Genomic DNA, 14781 nt, shown 5'->3' with positions numbered 1-14781 from the left:
CGTAGCGATAATGGCGCTCCTGTGTCAGGCTCCGGCCGCAATCAGCAGCTCGGCAATTTCGTGGTACCCTTTCTCTCGCGCCAGTTCCAGCGGGGTTTTACCGTATTTATCCGTCATGTGCGGGTTTGCGCCATGGTCGAGCAGCAGCTTAACGATCTCCTGCTGCTTCGCACCGCCGTCATTCAGCACAATGGCTTCCAGGAGCGGCGTCCAGCCAACAAAATTAGTATGGTTGACATTGATATCGGTACGCAGCAGCAGCTCACGCACGATCTCGACATGGCCTTTTTCGCTGGCTGGCGTAATACCGACGCCGCCAAAACGGCTCAGGCAATTGAGGTCGGGGTTAGCTGGTAATACCGTACGCAACAGCGTTAAATCATTCGTCAGGCAGCTAATCAGGAAGGGGTTAAAACAAGTTTGATCTTGTTTATTAATATCGGCACCCGCAGCAATCAATAAAGAAACACAGTCATAATGTTTATTCAGGCTGGCAATAATAATGGCAGTTCGCCCCTGGCGGTTGGTGGCGTTAATATCCACATTTTTTGCCAGACAGGATTTTAATCCATCGGCATTGCCCTGTTCTGCCGCCAGCAGAAATTCAGTAATGAGTTCTTTCTCTGACATAATCGCTCTCCTGCAGTTTTTTAGACTTTTTAAATATCCGATAACCTGAGAATAGCAACAGAGTGCAGAGAATAACATCCGCTTAAATTTCATTCATCGTTAGCGCATCGATTATTGAATCAATTTTAACAATGAGGACAAAACGTGCTGTAGTGCAATCTTTCCCTTATAGCTGTGGCCCTTTTAGCCACTAATCAGTAGTCCGGGAAATCAGGCGGTATGCTGCACGGATAGCGGCCTGCAATTAAAATACAGAAGTGTGATTGCCTTCAAATCAAATGTAAAACTAGTGTTAAATTCTGTTCAAAACTGATTGCTCTGTATAAGGATTACAAATACATTCAACAATCATCGTGTTGCGGATGCGCATTGTTGCCGGAGGGGAGAAAGATGAATTCAATATTTACCGAGGAAAACCTACTGGCATTTACGATGGCTGCCCGCTATAGCAGTTTCAGCAAGGCGGCGGAGGAGCTTGGCTTAACCACATCGGCAATTAGTTACACCATCAAGCGCATGGAAATGGGTCTCGACGTGGTGCTGTTTACCCGCAGTACTCGCAGCATTGAGCTGACCGAGTCCGGGCGCTATCTCTTTCGCAAAGCAACTGACCTGCTGAATGACTTCCACGCCATCTGAATCGCCACAGATAATCTAGACACTTCCGAGCCGTTGATAATACTGGTTTTCATATTCTGTCGGTGACATCTGATCGCTAGAACCATGCCGACGCTTACTGTTATAAAACATTTCGATGTAATCAAAAATATCACTGCGGGCTTCTTCCCGCGTTCCGTAGATCTTTTTCTTTATCCGTTCGCGTTTCAACAACTGGAAAAAGCTTTCTGCAACCGCATTATCATGGCAGTTACCGCGACGGCTCATGCTGCCCTCCAGGCCGTGTGATTTCAGGAAAGACTGCCACTCATGGCTTGTGTACTGACTGCCCTGATCCGAATGAACCAGCACCTGTTTTTGGGGATTACGCCGCCATACAGCCATCAGCAGTGCGTTCAGGACAATGTCCTTTGTCATCCGGGATTGCATGGACCAGCCGATAATTTTGCGTGAGAACAGATCAACAACCACAGCAAGATACAGCCAGCCTTCGTGGGTCCTGATGTAGGTTATGTCTGTTACCCAACGCTCATCAGGAGCATCCGGATTGAACTGTCGCTGGAGCCTGTTGGGCGACACGATACTGGCCTCGCCTTTACGTGCCCGCGGGCTCCGGTATCCGACCTGAGCCTTTATCCCGACACGTTTCATCAGTCGCCAGACTCTGTTCACTCCGCACTGTTGCCCGCTGTCCCGCAGATCCAGATGGATTTTGCGATAACCATAGACGCATCCCGATTCCAGCCAGAACTGTTTAATCTGTCCTGTCAGTCTCAGGTCTGCCTGATGGCGTTGAGAATGCGGCTGCTGAAGCCAGGCGTAAAAACCACTGGGATGAACATCCAGCACCCGACAGAGCAGGCGAACAGGCCAGCAACAGGTGTTGTCACGGATAAAGGCGTACCTCAGTCGGACAGCTTTGCGAAGTACGCCGCGGCTTTTTTTAATATGTCCCGTTCGTCGGTAACCCGCTTCAGCTCTTTCTGGAGACGACGGATCTCGGCCTGAGCATCTGACTGTTCTTTATTAGTGGAAGAATCCGGACCGTACTTCTTTATCCAGGCGTAAAGGCTGTGGGTGGTGATATCGAGACGTGTTGCCACGCTGGCAACAGAATAACCGCGATCAACAACCTGTTTGACTGCTTCAGTTTTAAACTCTTCGGGATAACGCTTACCGCTCATGGGCACCTCTCTTTAAGCCATCTTAAATGACTCTGAGGTGTCTGTTAAACCCGTGGCGATTCAGTTACACACCTAAATAACAGAAACCATTATTGATTTTTTGTTACAAAGACCACATTATGAATGAACCTATGTAGAAATTTAAGGTGTTTGTTATGGATACTACATTCATTGCTGAACCTATAGTAAGCATTGACGAAAAGTTGTTGGGCGTTGAGCTTCTCACTCGCTTCATTTCCCCAGATGGACGCCCCCTTCATCCTGAGTTCGTAATTTCATCTTGGGATTTAGATAGGAAACGGCTTTTCCTATACGAACAATGCGGAAACATTGCCAGTATGCAAAAGTGGTTCGAACGAAAGAATCTATTTTGTACACTGAACATTGATCAGCAAATGGCTTTTCTGATACGTAATGACTACATACTTAGACAAACTTTCGAATCGATGCCATTCATCAAACTTGAGCTTTCTGAGAATTTCCCAGGTTTAGATAAAGGATTAAAAAGCCCCTTGTTAAAGTCGCTGAGCCAGGGTGTGAATGGGCTGTGGCTCGATGACCTTGGGGCAGGTAATTCGAATGTAGTTAGTTTGATGGAAGGATACTTTGAGGTTGTAAAAGTAGATCGCTGCTTCTTTAATCAGCAGGTGCAGAAACCAACCTTCTACCCGCTGATTGCTTCCATTCAAAAACACTGCGGCAAAGTTATTATCGAAGGGATTGAGAATCGAGAACATTTGGGAATACTGCGTGAGGTGGGGATTTGGGGATTACAGGGGTATCTTATTAAATCTGTCCCTTTTAAAAATGTGGATTCATTGCTGTAGTGTTGAAACCATCACCCCTTTGATGTATCACCCACCTGTAGACGATTGACCGGACGACATTTGCAGCGTTAGCGACTGAGCAAAGCTGGCTTGAGAAGCTCTCGCCTGGAAATCAATGTAATCGCTTAATCTTGAGCTATCGCTGGCGATAGTGAGCGGTACGGATGCCTCAAGATTTAGATTGAATGTAGGATTCACCGTGTACACTGGCGCATTGCCGCTGCTGAGTGACATTGCGGAACCACGAAGAGAATCACCATTTAGGCTGTATTGATTTGCCGCTGTTCCAGCATTACCGCCACCAACGCCCAACCAATCCATGATAGCTGGCCCCACTGAACGAGTATTGAAGCCCGTCTTATCCTGAATCCAATCCGCTGTAGCATTCGCAGAACCACCCACAGCACCATCGTAGAGGGCCTGGGCCGCTGGCTTATCGCTATTAGTGAACCACTGAGGGAAACGGGAGCGAAGCCCTTCATTCAGATCAGACACTACGCCGGAAATCTCACCAACAAAGCCCGTCACCTGTTTAGCCAGATCTCCTAATCCCTCTCCAAGCATTCCAGCCGATTCGGTGATAACTTGCGTGTTTTTAACAAGCTCGTCGCCACCGTCAGCGAAGCCTTTCATAAAGCCAGTGAATAGACTGTTATCAACACCATTCACCAGATTACCCATTGCAACGGACAGATCGCCGTAAGCGTAGGCTTGTTTGATCTGCTCGTCGTCCAGCGTCTGACCGCTATCAACCAGCTTTTTCAGAGTCGAAATAAATTGTTCACCGTTATTCTTGAAGAGATCGAGGTAATGAGCGCCATCGTCGAAAATGTTTTCCAGAAGGTGGGACAGTTCACCGTCAGAGTATCCGCGTCTTTGCCCTTCGTTAACACTGGCCTGGAGGAAGTCCAGAGGGTTGTCTTCGTATTGTGAAAGCTGCGACTTGTTCCAACCAAACTTGTTGAGGATTTCTTCAATGTTAGAGTTGCCCCCCTTCCATTTACCACTCTTCTGATCGAATTGGCTGTTCATCAGAGTTTCACTGATTTTCTCGCGCGTATCTTTCCCGAAGCCGTCAGTGATTTTGTCCACGCTGGCACTGTCTACGCCGTGTTGCTGTCCCCAGGCGACAATCGCCTTAACAGCATTAGGATTCAGTTTGGTACGTTCGGACATACGGACAAGTTCCAGATTCTCATTCCCTTTGTCACGGATACGAGACAGGATGCCAGCGCCCCCCGCAAGGGCAGCAGTAGCACCAATAAAACCAGCACCGCCGCCGATCACATTCAGCCCCTTCTCTTTGATACCAGCCGCCGCGCCTTTGTAATCCGTGCGTTTAGCGTGTTTGAGTGCTGCCGCCTGTGCCTGAGTAGATGCCGTCACTTTAGCCTGTAAAGCCGCCTCACGGCGCATGAGGGCAATTCTCTCGCGTAGCTCATAGTTCATCTTCTGACTACTGATCTGACCGCTACGGAACAATTCAGTCTGCTGGTGAGCGAATTTAGCAAACTGGTGTTGTGTGGCGGCATCAACGCCGTATTTTCCGGCTATACCTTTCATTTGGAGGTTGGCTGAGCGCCGTTTCAGGTCGGCTGTCTCATTACGTTTGGCAATCTTAGCCGCTTCCCTGGCTTGCGCTTTCCCTGCCTTTTCTGCCTGGCGTTGCTGCTGCTTCAAGTCACTGGGCGTTTTAGGCAAAGCAGATTTTGCATCAGCCACTTGTTCCCGCGCTTTAGTTCTACGTTGCTTTTGAGCCTGAAAACGAATCTTCGGGTCTTTAATCTTAGAAAAATGACGTTGAAGGTCATCTGCGGATTTTTTAGCCTCCGCAATACTCTGCTTGTCCACAACGAAGGTGACGGTCGATTTTATTTCTGCGATGTTGATCGATAGTCCACCTGACATTATTCACCGCCTTTCTGATCTAAGAAATGGTGAATCGCTTGCTCTACAGTTTCACCACGAAAAATACGTTGTCTCACGCCGTTATAGTCAACATCTAATAGTCTGCAAATAGCAGCGACATTTAATAATCCCTCTGCATCTGATGCAGAAAGTTGAACATGCAGCCCTCTGGCTGATTTTAAAATTAATTGCATAGTATCCTCACCTGAAAATAAAAAAGGGCGGGAACACTGGGGAGATTTGCGCTCTCATAGTTCCCAACGTCCACACGCCCTGTTTAAAAGCTCTTCTTTATTTACCAGACGGAAAGAGCTACCGTCTATCGCTCATTATTCTATTCTGAGACAGTACCGAAAATGATCGCTTGAGGCACATTCACGATAGGCAGATAGCTACACTCGGTAGCCACTTCTGGGAAGCCCCAGCGCTGATCTACGATCACATACTGGTGATACAGATCCGCGCCTTTGCCTTGTGTCGCATGGCGAACGCCCACACCGCTATGCAGGACGTAGGCACTTGATTCAGGAGCCATTAATGGGATACTCACGAACGAATCAACACCAATACGATCAGTAATCAGAGAGTAGCCTGTCACATCGATCACGGTGACACCGTTTAGCGTCCATGTTTCGAAACCAGGATTAGCGCCTTTCGTGCGGGTGTAGAAGTTATCGCCAGATTCCAGCGGCAGCGTATACACCATGAAGTCTTTCACGGACGGGTGATAGCGTAGCGCTACGGCAGCTTTGCCAGAAGCCAAGATCACCGCTCCTTGTTTAGCCTGCGCCAGCCCTGATCCAAGTTTCACATTCTGAATGCGTCCGATCTCACTTAGTTGCTGGAACACGTTAGCGTCTGCGCTAATGTCCATCGTGTATGTGGTTTTGCTACCGCCAGCAAGGAAATCAAGATCGCCCTGTCCGGCGAATTGAGAATTAACACGAAGCCCTAACAGCGCCTCTACAAGGTCAACCTCTACCGTGTTACTCACCTGTGCATACTGTGCATCGCTGAAATCGTTAATAGCGAGGGTAATTTGATCAGCAGTGTCAACCACGCCTCTCGCTTTAAACTGTGCCAGATCAAGACTTGAAACACTGTTCAAAGAATTCGTATACTTGAGTTGGTAAAGAGAATTGGTAAATTCTGGACGTTCTGCACTGTTCCAATCGCTTTGGGCGTAAGGCATCTTTTCAGGAGCAACGAGATTTTTCACATCGGTGATTTTCTCAAGAGCGATAGAGTTTACATCGTGATGTTCAACACGGAATACCCCAAGATTAGTTACAATCTGGTTTAGTTGAGTAGAGAATGTAAATGGGCTGGCAAAATCGTACATGTTGCCAGAAAATAGATCTGAATAAGCCATTATTATTATTATCCTCGATTAGGTTGTGCGTAGGGCTACTGTGTCGTAGTCAGTGAAAGTAAAGCCAAGAGTTGCTAATTGCGCTTGAGCCAGAGATTTATTCAGGCTTCCAAATTCAACACCAATCAGGGCTAAAATAGTATGTTCTGGAGAAGCTACAATAAACGCTTTATCGCCAGCGTTTGCAGGTTCTACGACAACATACGCAATGTCACCAGGGGCGGCAGCTTTCGCGCCTGTAGCGTCTACAAGGTCGCCAACAATAAGATCGGCAGGAATACCGGATTCCACACGGATCAGCTTATCCTGCATAATTGCATCAGAAGCATGGGCGATAATTTTATAACGGGCGTGGCTGTTATTCCCGTTCAGAGTTTGAAATGTTCCAAATTGCATTGGTTATTTTCCTTTTGCTATTAGTTTTAATCGTGTCTCAAGCCCTGATGAAGGGTGAGGGGTATTTGATTTTGTGATCGTGGCTGTAGGCCAGAATTTCTCTGTAGCCTGTCGAATCTCTTCGACACTTACGCCTAATACATGCGCCGCCTGTTTCATCATCTTTTCAGAGAGAATAAGAGAAGTGCCTTTGTGAGTAATCACACGGTCATAGTTCATAAGAAACATGAAGAAGTTTCCTTATTGTAACTTTTTTGTTTACAGCAGATAAATAGAAGGGCTACCTAAGTAGCCCTGGAGAGAATGCCCCTTGCTAAAGAAAGCATTATTAACGTCATTTTTCAGGAGAAATGAAGTTAAGAATACAATCTAATAAAAAGACCCCCGTTTTATTATCTTAGGAGATTTAAAAAGATCGGGGGTACTTTGCATCTGTTAAACGTGAAGCCCTTCACGCTGGCAATAACAGATCTTGATTTCATTATCTATTAGCTGACACTTTCGGGAGTGTTATTAATAGAAGATTGCCAGCTTAACGTAATTCCTGAACCTCTCACAATTCAAGGGTAGTTAAGTCTGACTACATTCATCCTAACGGAATGAATGAGGGGTAAAGAGCGAATGCCCTTTCTGAAAAAGTCGGAGATGCGCGGGTGATTGCATGTAAAGCCAACACAACGAGACATTACATCCCACGCATTCCTTCGGAACTAAACAAAAAAGAAGAAGAAAGAACCAACACTTTCAAAAAAAGCATTCAAAAGAGAGTGCCGCTATGGGAAACGGCATTCAGGAGGGAGAAGTGATTCGAATACTATCCCTACTTCTTATTCTATAACATTTCTGTTAATTTGTCAATACCTAAACCGACATTTTATTCACTTTACTTGCATTTTCATTCACCCTCGCTTACAGCGTATTTCTCTGCAATGCTAACGGCAAGCTCTCCCAGCTCAAGCGTGATGTATTGCAGGGAGCAAGCAAGCTCTTCAAGGGTATTTGCTACTCGCCACGCCTGATCAGCGGTGATGGTGCTGCCGTCACGCTCCACCAAACGAGCTACAGAGGTTTGAAGGTGCTCAAGGGCTGTGATGGCTTGCTCAGTATGTCTGACAGCGTTCAGGAGGCTCTCAGGCGTTACTGTAATGTATGTTTTATTCACTTCCTGTAGTAGCGGGAGATGATAATTATCTTCGAAACTAAGAAGTAGAGATTGAATTGTGTCGTTAGTCATTATAATTTTCCCTATCGTCATTAAATAAAAAATCTAAATCGGCAGTGTGACCACTCAGGCCGTTAGTTTGTGAATACCCGACATAATCGGAGTAATGTTCAAATCCGATAATTTGCCAGGGTTTAAGCTGGCTACTATCAATTATGTATTCTTTTCTTTTTCGAGGTTTCCAGAATACGCCAGGCGTAGTGCTAATTATTTCTTGCAAGGCGTTGTATTCATCACCGCAAGGTACAGAGGGAGGGTGTTCTAAAATAGTTGTTTTTAGTGAGCCTGGAATAGATTCTCTTGAATAATCTTTTAGCTTATGGCTGTATTTACGTTTTGTTGCTCTTACTGCTTTTTCAATTCTGACAATGTTACTGCGTTCTCTTTTTCCCATTCATTCCTCGTAAAGGGGGAAACTCTGTGTTTTCTCGTTAATGTCCATACTGCGTAAAATGCAAATAGCCAATAGATAGCGATGATCATAAAAGTTTCCCATTGATTGTTATTTAGTCATTTGAATAAATGATCTCATAATCCGAGATCATAGATTTAACTGTTACGTCGAAATAGCCAGCTTCTTTAAAATCGATAACACCGAATGATTTTAAAGCGTGAAGCCAGAACATCACGCCGCCTTGCGAACATCCAGATCGTTCGATAATGTCACCAAGTTGGATTTTTGTCGGTTTGGATTTATAGAAGTAATGCAGGGTTTCTAACACACGCTTTCCAGCGTCATTAATCTGAATACGGTCAACACCGTATTTCACTAAGTATTGGATCATAATCCTCCTGGTTAAAATGGTAGATCTTCGAATTCGCCGAAGGTTTCATTCGTTGATACGGTTAAAATAATCTCACGTCCAAGATGTTTGGTCGCTGTCTGTGAAATAAGTTGGTAGGCTGCTTCCTCATCGCCCATTGTCTCTGTTAGCGCCCATTTCAAAGCGGCATCAATGGGATCGCCATTCGGTTTGAAGATAGCTACACCGCCCCAGGGAAGGTCTGGCTTGTCCTGCTGAGTGGGGATCGTTGGTGTTGGTGCTGGCGGCTCCAGGTATTCTGGAGCATCCCAGACAAACGGAAGATCATCAAAATCAGGAACTGAATGCTCCTCTGCGGCCTTCACTGGCTCAGGGGCTGGCACTTCGTCAGACGCTGCTACAGGCTGCGCTGTCGGCGCTTCTGGTGGGGTAATGTGAGCATCAGTTAGCGGAAGTGCTCGTAATTCCTTATTCCTCCTACCAGGTATTTTAGTTCTCGTAATGAGTCCTATTAATTCCATCTGTTCGATCAGATCGTTTGTTTTTCCACGAGATAAATCACAAACCTTTGCAAGCTCGGATTGCTCTTCATAACAAACACCACCGGATTTCTCCCAGTCTGCTACGTAACAATACAACTTTTGCATCCTGGCGCTGAACTTCACTCTTCCTTTTTCAAGGTGTGGGGAGTAGATAAAAGGGATTTCTTTGAAGTAGTGGGGAATGTTGAGAGTGCGCTCTCTCGTTACACCATCTTTATCGGTGTATTGGTATTTTGGATCTGCCTTAATCTGGGCGAGGGTTTTTGCCATTGTTGTTTGCTCCTATGTATGCTCAGTAAATTACGAATGCTCCTCATTTGGTTTTCTCCGCTTCTCATTCGTGGGGTGGGTTTTGACGCTGAAACGTGGTTATTACGCGCCAGCTTTCGAGTATTTGACCGCCAGACTTTGGCATTCTTCAAGAAGGAGTGCGCTTACGCTCATTTTTCGGCGCTTCGCTTCTCTGAACAGAATCTGAAATGTCTCATCCGGTATCATTAACGATGTGGACGGTGGTAGTTTGGTTTTCTTCTCGATCATTCTTGTTCTCCTTCTGGGTTATTTAGTGGTCGAAGTGCGGATTTCATCCCAGCGCTTCAATACTTCTGTGAGAAAGGCTTCCCTTTCGTGGTATCCACGAGCGCGGCAAGCGTTGCGTAGTGCTCGGATGCGGTAACGGTTGGTGGTTCCGTCTTTCAATTGTTGAAGTGTGTCTTCAACGTCAAAGTATCTCAGTGTGGCCTCCTATGGTTGGCGTATATAAAAAACACCTTGCAGCCTGACGGCTCAAAGTGCGTTGATGGGTAAACAAAGTTTTGTGCTATAAGACTACTTTAACATTTTTATAAACTTTTGTCAACCCCTCAACAGTGATTTCTCAAAATAATTTTGATCTTTTTCAACGCGTTGCATTTTTGCTTTGCGATTAGTGCTCTTTATACACAAAATCAACGATGGAAATCAATCTGTTTTTGTGGTAGTTTTACCAACCAGAACGGAATGCTTGGGAAAACCCCAGACACCACATTAACAAGTGATTAAAAAATGAACGATAACAACTCAACCAAGAGGACTTATTGACTAAAAAACAGACAGGAGGACTTAATGAATCATTCTCAGCCACACCTCAGCACATCTCACACGCCACATACAATTGAACTCACCACCGAACAGATGTTTGACAGCCTGGTGCCCTATTTCACCGAAGTAACGCATCCACAAAAGCGCGGTAAGCACCCCAAAGTACTGACCATTACCACCGATCATAAACGAGTGTGGGCGTATCTCAGAGAATGTGAGGACGATACAGCCGGATGTGTGATGTTCGATCTGAGTTGTACAGCCCGTAATCTCGGCATGACTCAGAAACGAGTGATGACCGTCATTGGCGATCTGGATAATGCTGGCTGGATACTCTGCCGAGACATTGGCTCGCCCGGTGCTGGAACCTATCAGATCACCATCCAGGACATTGAAACCATCGTTTCATTATGTAGCACCATCACGTATGCCCAGCCAACTATACTAACGATGGATGTGCTGAGAGGCTCACGCCTGGTTCATTAACTACAATAGTCCTAAAACGCTCTGTAAAGCATTCTAAGAGCTTTTATTGCATAGGTAGTCATCTTGCATTTCTTACCCTCTTTAAATCGATTACAGCACCTCTGAGGCGTTCTGTTTGCACTTATGCCGCCCTCTGGCACTTACTCCCGAAACCAATAGCACAACTACAGAGGGATAACGGTAGTTATCAGGATAGTAGGTGTTGGTATTGGATTGAGGCTGGATGAACTGGAGCCATCAGCGAACAGTGAAGCCTTAGCCACTGACTTACTGAAACCTTGCATGGGTGAACGTTAGTTCATGAATGGATGGTTGAAGTTAGTCAGCTTATCAGATGGACAATCAACGGTAGTTGGTTGGTCAGATGGTAATTCCGCGCACAGCGCAATGGTATTCGCCCACGGCGAAAGCGATCTCTTGCCGATGGCAAATAATCGTTCGTGCCTGACTCTCGTCAGAAACGAAGTTTGCACGAGTCCAGAAGGTAAAGAGTACGCTTGCGCTTGTTCCATGAGCGGTACGGGGCTGACCGAGGAGCCAACCAAAGGCGAAACAGGTCACTTGCCCGGAGAGTACCGAGCAGGGACAACAGCAAAAGTATTAAAAGATAGTCTTATTAATTAGTAGTCTTATTTAATCTTATAGTGTGCCGTTTCGTTACTTTAAAAGTACCAAAACGTTACTTTCGTTGTGATCTCGAGTACCAAAACGTTACTTTCAGCCCTTCACCCAACGGCAGACCGTCGCCCTGCTCACTCCGAATCGCACATGCAACAATCCTAAGAACAGCCAGAGGCAAATCTTAGATTATTCCTATCAAACCCCTACATTAATAACGTCAAAACCTATCTTAAATGACAGGTAAAGATCCAGGGTAAATGTAAGCTAAAGTAGATTGTTCACTTTCATTGTCAGAATGATCAGTTTAGCCAAACCGTTGTGTAGTGCTGAATACAGCGCCATTTGTCATGAAAACTACTTTGCACCCGTGCCAGATTCGTTGAACGAGTCTTCTCGCCTTATTGTTATAATGTAACAATTCTTTTTTCATGCCAAAACCCCCATTATTGAGAACCATTCTCAAAAACTCAATTCACATCACCACAGATGAGAATAGCTCTCACTTACAGTGCGAATCCCTCACGATTCGATACACTTTAGTAAAGTGTATTCTGTAACTCATTGATTTAAATGAATCAGAACACTTTTCCATCACTTCACGGTGCAAACAGGGGTAACTCCCCGTCATCGAAAATAAATCTCTTGACAGAACCACTGTTTCATGAACCATGAGGTGATGTGTGTTTTTATTTATTTTTCAATCACTTACCGATATTCGAGCGGGACGGCTGACAGAATTGGGTGGCCTTCGATCAGGTCGTTCAATTGCTCTCGCAACCGCGCACACCTTTTGATCATTTTGTGCTCTTCTTAAACTCACGTATCGTACAACCTATTGAAAATGATCAATTTATGATCAATGATGATTTCAACGAAACGAGCATAAGGAGGGTAAAGATGAAAGGTATTAGCCAGGCGCTAAAGAGTGCAGATGAAGTTAAGGCAGTGGCGGCAGAGCTACAGCGCAACACCACCACCAACCTGTTTTATTGCCTGTGGGTGTTTATGTATGAATCAGGCTTGCGTATCTCTGACGTGCTCAAACTTCGGTACGAAGATGTAGAAGGGCAATCTCACCTCAAGGTGAAGCAGGAGAAAACCGGAAACGTGGTGAGACCAAAGGTGACAGCCGCGATGCTGTCAGTGGTGGCACAACGCAAGGCAGAGCAAGCCGATATGCCAGTGAAGACGGATTTCATCTTTAGCAAGGGCGATCTCCGTAGCAAAGGCAACGCCGTAACCCGTAACACGGTATTCACTGAATTTGGGAAGATGGGACGTAGAGCAGGATTCTCTAACGTTGGATGCCATACGCCGAGAAAAAGTCGGGGGCGAATTCTTCATCAAGCTGGGGTGCCGATTGAAACTATCGCCCATTTCCTGGGGCAGACAGATCCACGTTCAACCATGTATTACATCGGGTATGGTCAGGACGTGCAGGACGATTTAACAGAGGAGTTTTCTTTAGAATGGTGATCAACATGAAAGGCTTAATTGTGCTCACGCTGGCGCTATTGCCTGCCCTCGCACATGCCGGACAAATTACGATGACCAACCCAGAGGAGGAACAGACGGAGAACGGAAAAACGCTTTGCACGTATCAGAACAGCAATTACCTGTTCACCTACGTAACTAAGGGGAAATGTCCCTATACGAAAACCTTCAATACAGAGGATTCGGAAGAGTGAAAAAGGAAGAAGAGCTAATCACCAGCTTTATCTGGTGTGGTGCTACGGTGTGCGTTTATACGCAGGTAGTAAAGTTTGCAGGGACGACGATACAGCGTCACCTGTTACCAACAAACCTTAGAAGAGCAGTTGATCAGCAAGTGGCAGGGGCCGCCAACCACCAAGAAGCCAGCCCCCGCCGTATTCAACAATCCCAACGGAGAGTTAGAGATGCCGAATCAGCACATTATGGCGTTAGCGCTCGCGCTGTGCAACGTAAGCAACGGTAAAACCGTCCGAATCCCTGCCATGACAGGAAGCCAGCTTCATTTGCTTATGATGTGGCTACGGGCTTTGAAATAACCATAACGAACGAGGAGATAAAATGGCGACATACAATTCTTATTCAATCAAGCAAGACATTGAACTCTATCAAGAAGAGTTGCAGGAAAAACACCCACGGCTATCTGAGAAACGGTTAGATGCGATCCTTGAGGTGAAAAGTGCAATAGCGCTACGTTTTAAAGACATTGCCGACAAGGACGAAGCAGCGAAAGAGCACATTGCTGTATGCAACATTATCCGAGCCAACAAAGAACTAAGTAAGGCTGATTTCTCGAAGTTTATGGACTTTGCGCAAATGTACTGGCGACAGTATCAAAGCGAATGTGCTCAAGAAGCCTAACCAATTTCTTGCCGGGGGCGCAATGCCCCTTTTTCTTTAGGGTATTACTCCCCGTTGGTTTTATCCCCGTCCTCTTGCCGCATAGATTCGATAAACTCCCGTTGCGCCTGTGTGAGTTCAAGCTCATCCAGCAAGCGATCTAACTCGTCTTTGGGTGATTCCTCTTGATTCTGTCTCTTCCCGATAGCCATACTCACCCTTGATTTATTCAGATTAATCTTAGGTTAACCAGGGTGCAGAAAATGCGCAACTCACAGATTTTAGAGAATAGAAGCCATAATGCCCGTTGGTGGTAAGACAACGTGCGGAGCCGTTAGGCGACTTCATCAGGGAGTGTCAGACAGTGAAGTTTATCAGGATGACCATGTACCCGAAGGAGCGAGGCCGAACCGCTGGCAGAGCCGGATCTGTAGCTACCGGAGCATCACCACCATAAAACCTGTTTATTCCCTGCAACGTCATCTCGACGTGTGGCATGTGGGAGCATCGGCAAAAAATGCGCTTCACTGTAAGGTTATGAGAAGTGCGATCCGTCGCTGCCTGGTGTAGGCTTTGCGTTCATTGTTGGACTATCGCGGTAAGAACTTGAAACCACCGCCGACGATTGGCTAAACTCTCATTTCACCGAGTAACCATTCGTGACAAGTGTCAAAGTAGTGAACTATGGTAGAACGCCTCAGCATGTTAGTAAGCACTACTGCGTAACATGCTGGCAGAGCAGCATTTTAGAATGCTTGCTCCACAAGGGGAGATTCTGGAGCGGGCGAAGGGATTAGAAC

The 14781-nt window shown here is 46.1% G+C and carries 18 protein-coding genes and 1 pseudogene; 7 read left to right on the top strand and 12 right to left on the bottom strand.

The annotated features are described in order from the left end of the window. Positions 1-24: 24 nt before the first annotated feature. Complete coding sequence (locus IB222_RS04345) at positions 25-630, bottom strand: ankyrin repeat domain-containing protein (protein WP_038633392.1); 606 nt, start codon at positions 628-630, stop codon at positions 25-27. Positions 631-1020: 390 nt separating this feature from the next. On the opposite strand from IB222_RS04345, the pseudogene IB222_RS04340 reads away from it, so the two are divergent. Then, positions 1021-1266 (top strand): annotated as a pseudogene (locus IB222_RS04340) (LysR family transcriptional regulator); the annotation flags it as partial. 18 nt (positions 1267-1284) lie between these two features. Here IB222_RS04340 and IB222_RS04335 read toward each other — a convergent pair. Continuing rightward, positions 1285-2432, bottom strand: a protein-coding gene (locus tag IB222_RS04335) for an IS3 family transposase (RefSeq protein ID WP_113772681.1) whose coding sequence is annotated in 2 segments (ribosomal slippage) — positions 1285-2195 and positions 2195-2432 — 1149 coding nt in all. Because the reading frame shifts where the segments join, the coding sequence is not laid out codon by codon here. 155 nt (positions 2433-2587) lie between these two features. Here IB222_RS04335 and IB222_RS04330 point away from each other — a divergent pair. Continuing rightward, positions 2588-3259 carry an EAL domain-containing protein gene (locus IB222_RS04330; protein ID WP_161575269.1) on the top strand — a complete coding sequence of 224 codons (672 nt, stop codon included), beginning with the start codon at positions 2588-2590 and terminating at the stop codon, positions 3257-3259. A gap of 27 nt (positions 3260-3286) precedes the next feature. Here the strand turns inward: IB222_RS04330 and IB222_RS04325 are convergent, their stop codons facing one another. The 10 genes from IB222_RS04325 to IB222_RS04280 form a co-directional block, all read right to left on the bottom strand. After that, a complete protein-coding gene (locus IB222_RS04325; protein WP_149384606.1) occupies positions 3287-5167 on the bottom strand; it encodes a hypothetical protein in 1881 nt (626 codons plus the stop codon). Then, positions 5167-5361 carry a hypothetical protein gene (locus IB222_RS04320; RefSeq protein ID WP_071889112.1) on the bottom strand — a complete coding sequence of 65 codons (195 nt, stop codon included), beginning with the start codon at positions 5359-5361 and terminating at the stop codon, positions 5167-5169. Before IB222_RS04320 ends, IB222_RS04325 begins: the two co-directional genes overlap by 1 nt. Before the next feature lie 140 nt (positions 5362-5501). Further along, positions 5502-6539, bottom strand: a complete 1038-nt coding sequence (locus IB222_RS04315) for a major capsid protein E (protein WP_149384605.1) — start codon at positions 6537-6539, stop codon at positions 5502-5504. 18 nt (positions 6540-6557) lie between these two features. Further along, positions 6558-6935: a hypothetical protein gene (locus IB222_RS04310; RefSeq protein WP_063857745.1), complete on the bottom strand. Its 378-nt coding sequence runs from the start codon at positions 6933-6935 to the stop codon at positions 6558-6560. A 3-nt stretch (positions 6936-6938) separates the two neighbouring features. Further along, the gene (locus IB222_RS04305; protein ID WP_149384604.1) at positions 6939-7163 is read right to left on the bottom strand and encodes a hypothetical protein; all 225 of its coding nucleotides are present in this window, start codon (positions 7161-7163) and stop codon (positions 6939-6941) included. A gap of 667 nt (positions 7164-7830) precedes the next feature. Beyond that, complete coding sequence (locus IB222_RS04300) at positions 7831-8169, bottom strand: hypothetical protein (RefSeq protein WP_149384603.1); 339 nt, start codon at positions 8167-8169, stop codon at positions 7831-7833. Beyond that, entirely contained in the window at positions 8162-8551 is a 390-nt protein-coding gene (locus tag IB222_RS04295) for a hypothetical protein (RefSeq protein WP_149384602.1), read from the bottom strand. The genes IB222_RS04300 and IB222_RS04295 overlap by 8 nt, the downstream gene beginning before the upstream one ends. A gap of 112 nt (positions 8552-8663) precedes the next feature. Beyond that, positions 8664-8942: a hypothetical protein gene (locus tag IB222_RS04290; protein WP_047054422.1), complete on the bottom strand. Its 279-nt coding sequence runs from the start codon at positions 8940-8942 to the stop codon at positions 8664-8666. Between the two features lie 11 nt (positions 8943-8953). Beyond that, positions 8954-9733, bottom strand: a complete 780-nt coding sequence (locus IB222_RS04285) for a MarR family winged helix-turn-helix transcriptional regulator (protein WP_085016857.1) — start codon at positions 9731-9733, stop codon at positions 8954-8956. Positions 9734-9835: 102 nt separating this feature from the next. Next, positions 9836-10003, bottom strand: a complete 168-nt coding sequence (locus tag IB222_RS04280) for a hypothetical protein (protein ID WP_164530024.1) — start codon at positions 10001-10003, stop codon at positions 9836-9838. Positions 10004-10567: 564 nt separating this feature from the next. Between IB222_RS04280 and IB222_RS04275 the strand changes: the two genes are divergently transcribed. The 5 genes from IB222_RS04275 (at position 10568) to IB222_RS04255 (ending at position 14002) form a co-directional block, all read left to right on the top strand. Beyond that, on the top strand, positions 10568-11029 hold the full coding sequence (locus IB222_RS04275; protein WP_085016858.1) for a hypothetical protein: 462 nt from the start codon (positions 10568-10570) through the stop codon (positions 11027-11029). Positions 11030-12547: 1518 nt separating this feature from the next. Beyond that, positions 12548-13126 (top strand): tyrosine-type recombinase/integrase, encoded by a 579-nt coding sequence (locus IB222_RS04270; protein ID WP_050863218.1) that lies wholly within the window; start codon positions 12548-12550, stop codon positions 13124-13126. Positions 13127-13131: 5 nt separating this feature from the next. Next, on the top strand, positions 13132-13338 hold the full coding sequence (locus IB222_RS04265) for a hypothetical protein (RefSeq protein ID WP_223240787.1): 207 nt from the start codon (positions 13132-13134) through the stop codon (positions 13336-13338). Positions 13339-13413: 75 nt separating this feature from the next. Next, positions 13414-13680: a hypothetical protein gene (locus tag IB222_RS04260; RefSeq protein WP_062773085.1), complete on the top strand. Its 267-nt coding sequence runs from the start codon at positions 13414-13416 to the stop codon at positions 13678-13680. 22 nt (positions 13681-13702) lie between these two features. Next, positions 13703-14002, top strand: coding sequence for a hypothetical protein (locus IB222_RS04255; RefSeq protein WP_062773082.1), 300 nt, complete (start codon positions 13703-13705; stop codon positions 14000-14002). Positions 14003-14781: the final 779 nt, after the last annotated feature.

It is taken from the genome of Citrobacter sp. C13 (assembly GCF_014596815.2).
In the GTDB taxonomy this organism is placed as follows: Bacteria; Pseudomonadota; Gammaproteobacteria; order Enterobacterales; family Enterobacteriaceae; genus Citrobacter; species Citrobacter portucalensis.
The sequence above is the reverse complement of the archived record's forward strand: the minus strand, read 5'-3'. Positions and strand labels throughout refer to the sequence as shown.

Excerpts from the sequence above, each read along its gene's own strand:
- IB222_RS04345 (WP_038633392.1), bottom strand. The coding sequence starts at position 630 with ATGTCAGAGAAAGAACTCATTACTGAATTTCTGCTGGCGGCAGAACAG.
- IB222_RS04330 (WP_161575269.1), top strand. The coding sequence starts at position 2,588 with ATGGATACTACATTCATTGCTGAACCTATAGTAAGCATTGACGAAAAG.
- IB222_RS04325 (WP_149384606.1), bottom strand. The coding sequence starts at position 5,167 with ATGTCAGGTGGACTATCGATCAACATCGCAGAAATAAAATCGACCGTC.
- IB222_RS04320 (WP_071889112.1), bottom strand. The coding sequence starts at position 5,361 with ATGCAATTAATTTTAAAATCAGCCAGAGGGCTGCATGTTCAACTTTCT.
- IB222_RS04315 (WP_149384605.1), bottom strand. The coding sequence starts at position 6,539 with ATGGCTTATTCAGATCTATTTTCTGGCAACATGTACGATTTTGCCAGC.
- IB222_RS04310 (WP_063857745.1), bottom strand. The coding sequence starts at position 6,935 with ATGCAATTTGGAACATTTCAAACTCTGAACGGGAATAACAGCCACGCC.
- IB222_RS04305 (WP_149384604.1), bottom strand. The coding sequence starts at position 7,163 with ATGTTTCTTATGAACTATGACCGTGTGATTACTCACAAAGGCACTTCT.
- IB222_RS04300 (WP_149384603.1), bottom strand. The coding sequence starts at position 8,169 with ATGACTAACGACACAATTCAATCTCTACTTCTTAGTTTCGAAGATAAT.
- IB222_RS04295 (WP_149384602.1), bottom strand. The coding sequence starts at position 8,551 with ATGGGAAAAAGAGAACGCAGTAACATTGTCAGAATTGAAAAAGCAGTA.
- IB222_RS04290 (WP_047054422.1), bottom strand. The coding sequence starts at position 8,942 with ATGATCCAATACTTAGTGAAATACGGTGTTGACCGTATTCAGATTAAT.
- IB222_RS04285 (WP_085016857.1), bottom strand. The coding sequence starts at position 9,733 with ATGGCAAAAACCCTCGCCCAGATTAAGGCAGATCCAAAATACCAATAC.
- IB222_RS04280 (WP_164530024.1), bottom strand. The coding sequence starts at position 10,003 with ATGATCGAGAAGAAAACCAAACTACCACCGTCCACATCGTTAATGATA.
- IB222_RS04275 (WP_085016858.1), top strand. The coding sequence starts at position 10,568 with ATGAATCATTCTCAGCCACACCTCAGCACATCTCACACGCCACATACA.
- IB222_RS04270 (WP_050863218.1), top strand. The coding sequence starts at position 12,548 with ATGAAAGGTATTAGCCAGGCGCTAAAGAGTGCAGATGAAGTTAAGGCA.
- IB222_RS04265 (WP_223240787.1), top strand. The coding sequence starts at position 13,132 with ATGAAAGGCTTAATTGTGCTCACGCTGGCGCTATTGCCTGCCCTCGCA.
- IB222_RS04255 (WP_062773082.1), top strand. The coding sequence starts at position 13,703 with ATGGCGACATACAATTCTTATTCAATCAAGCAAGACATTGAACTCTAT.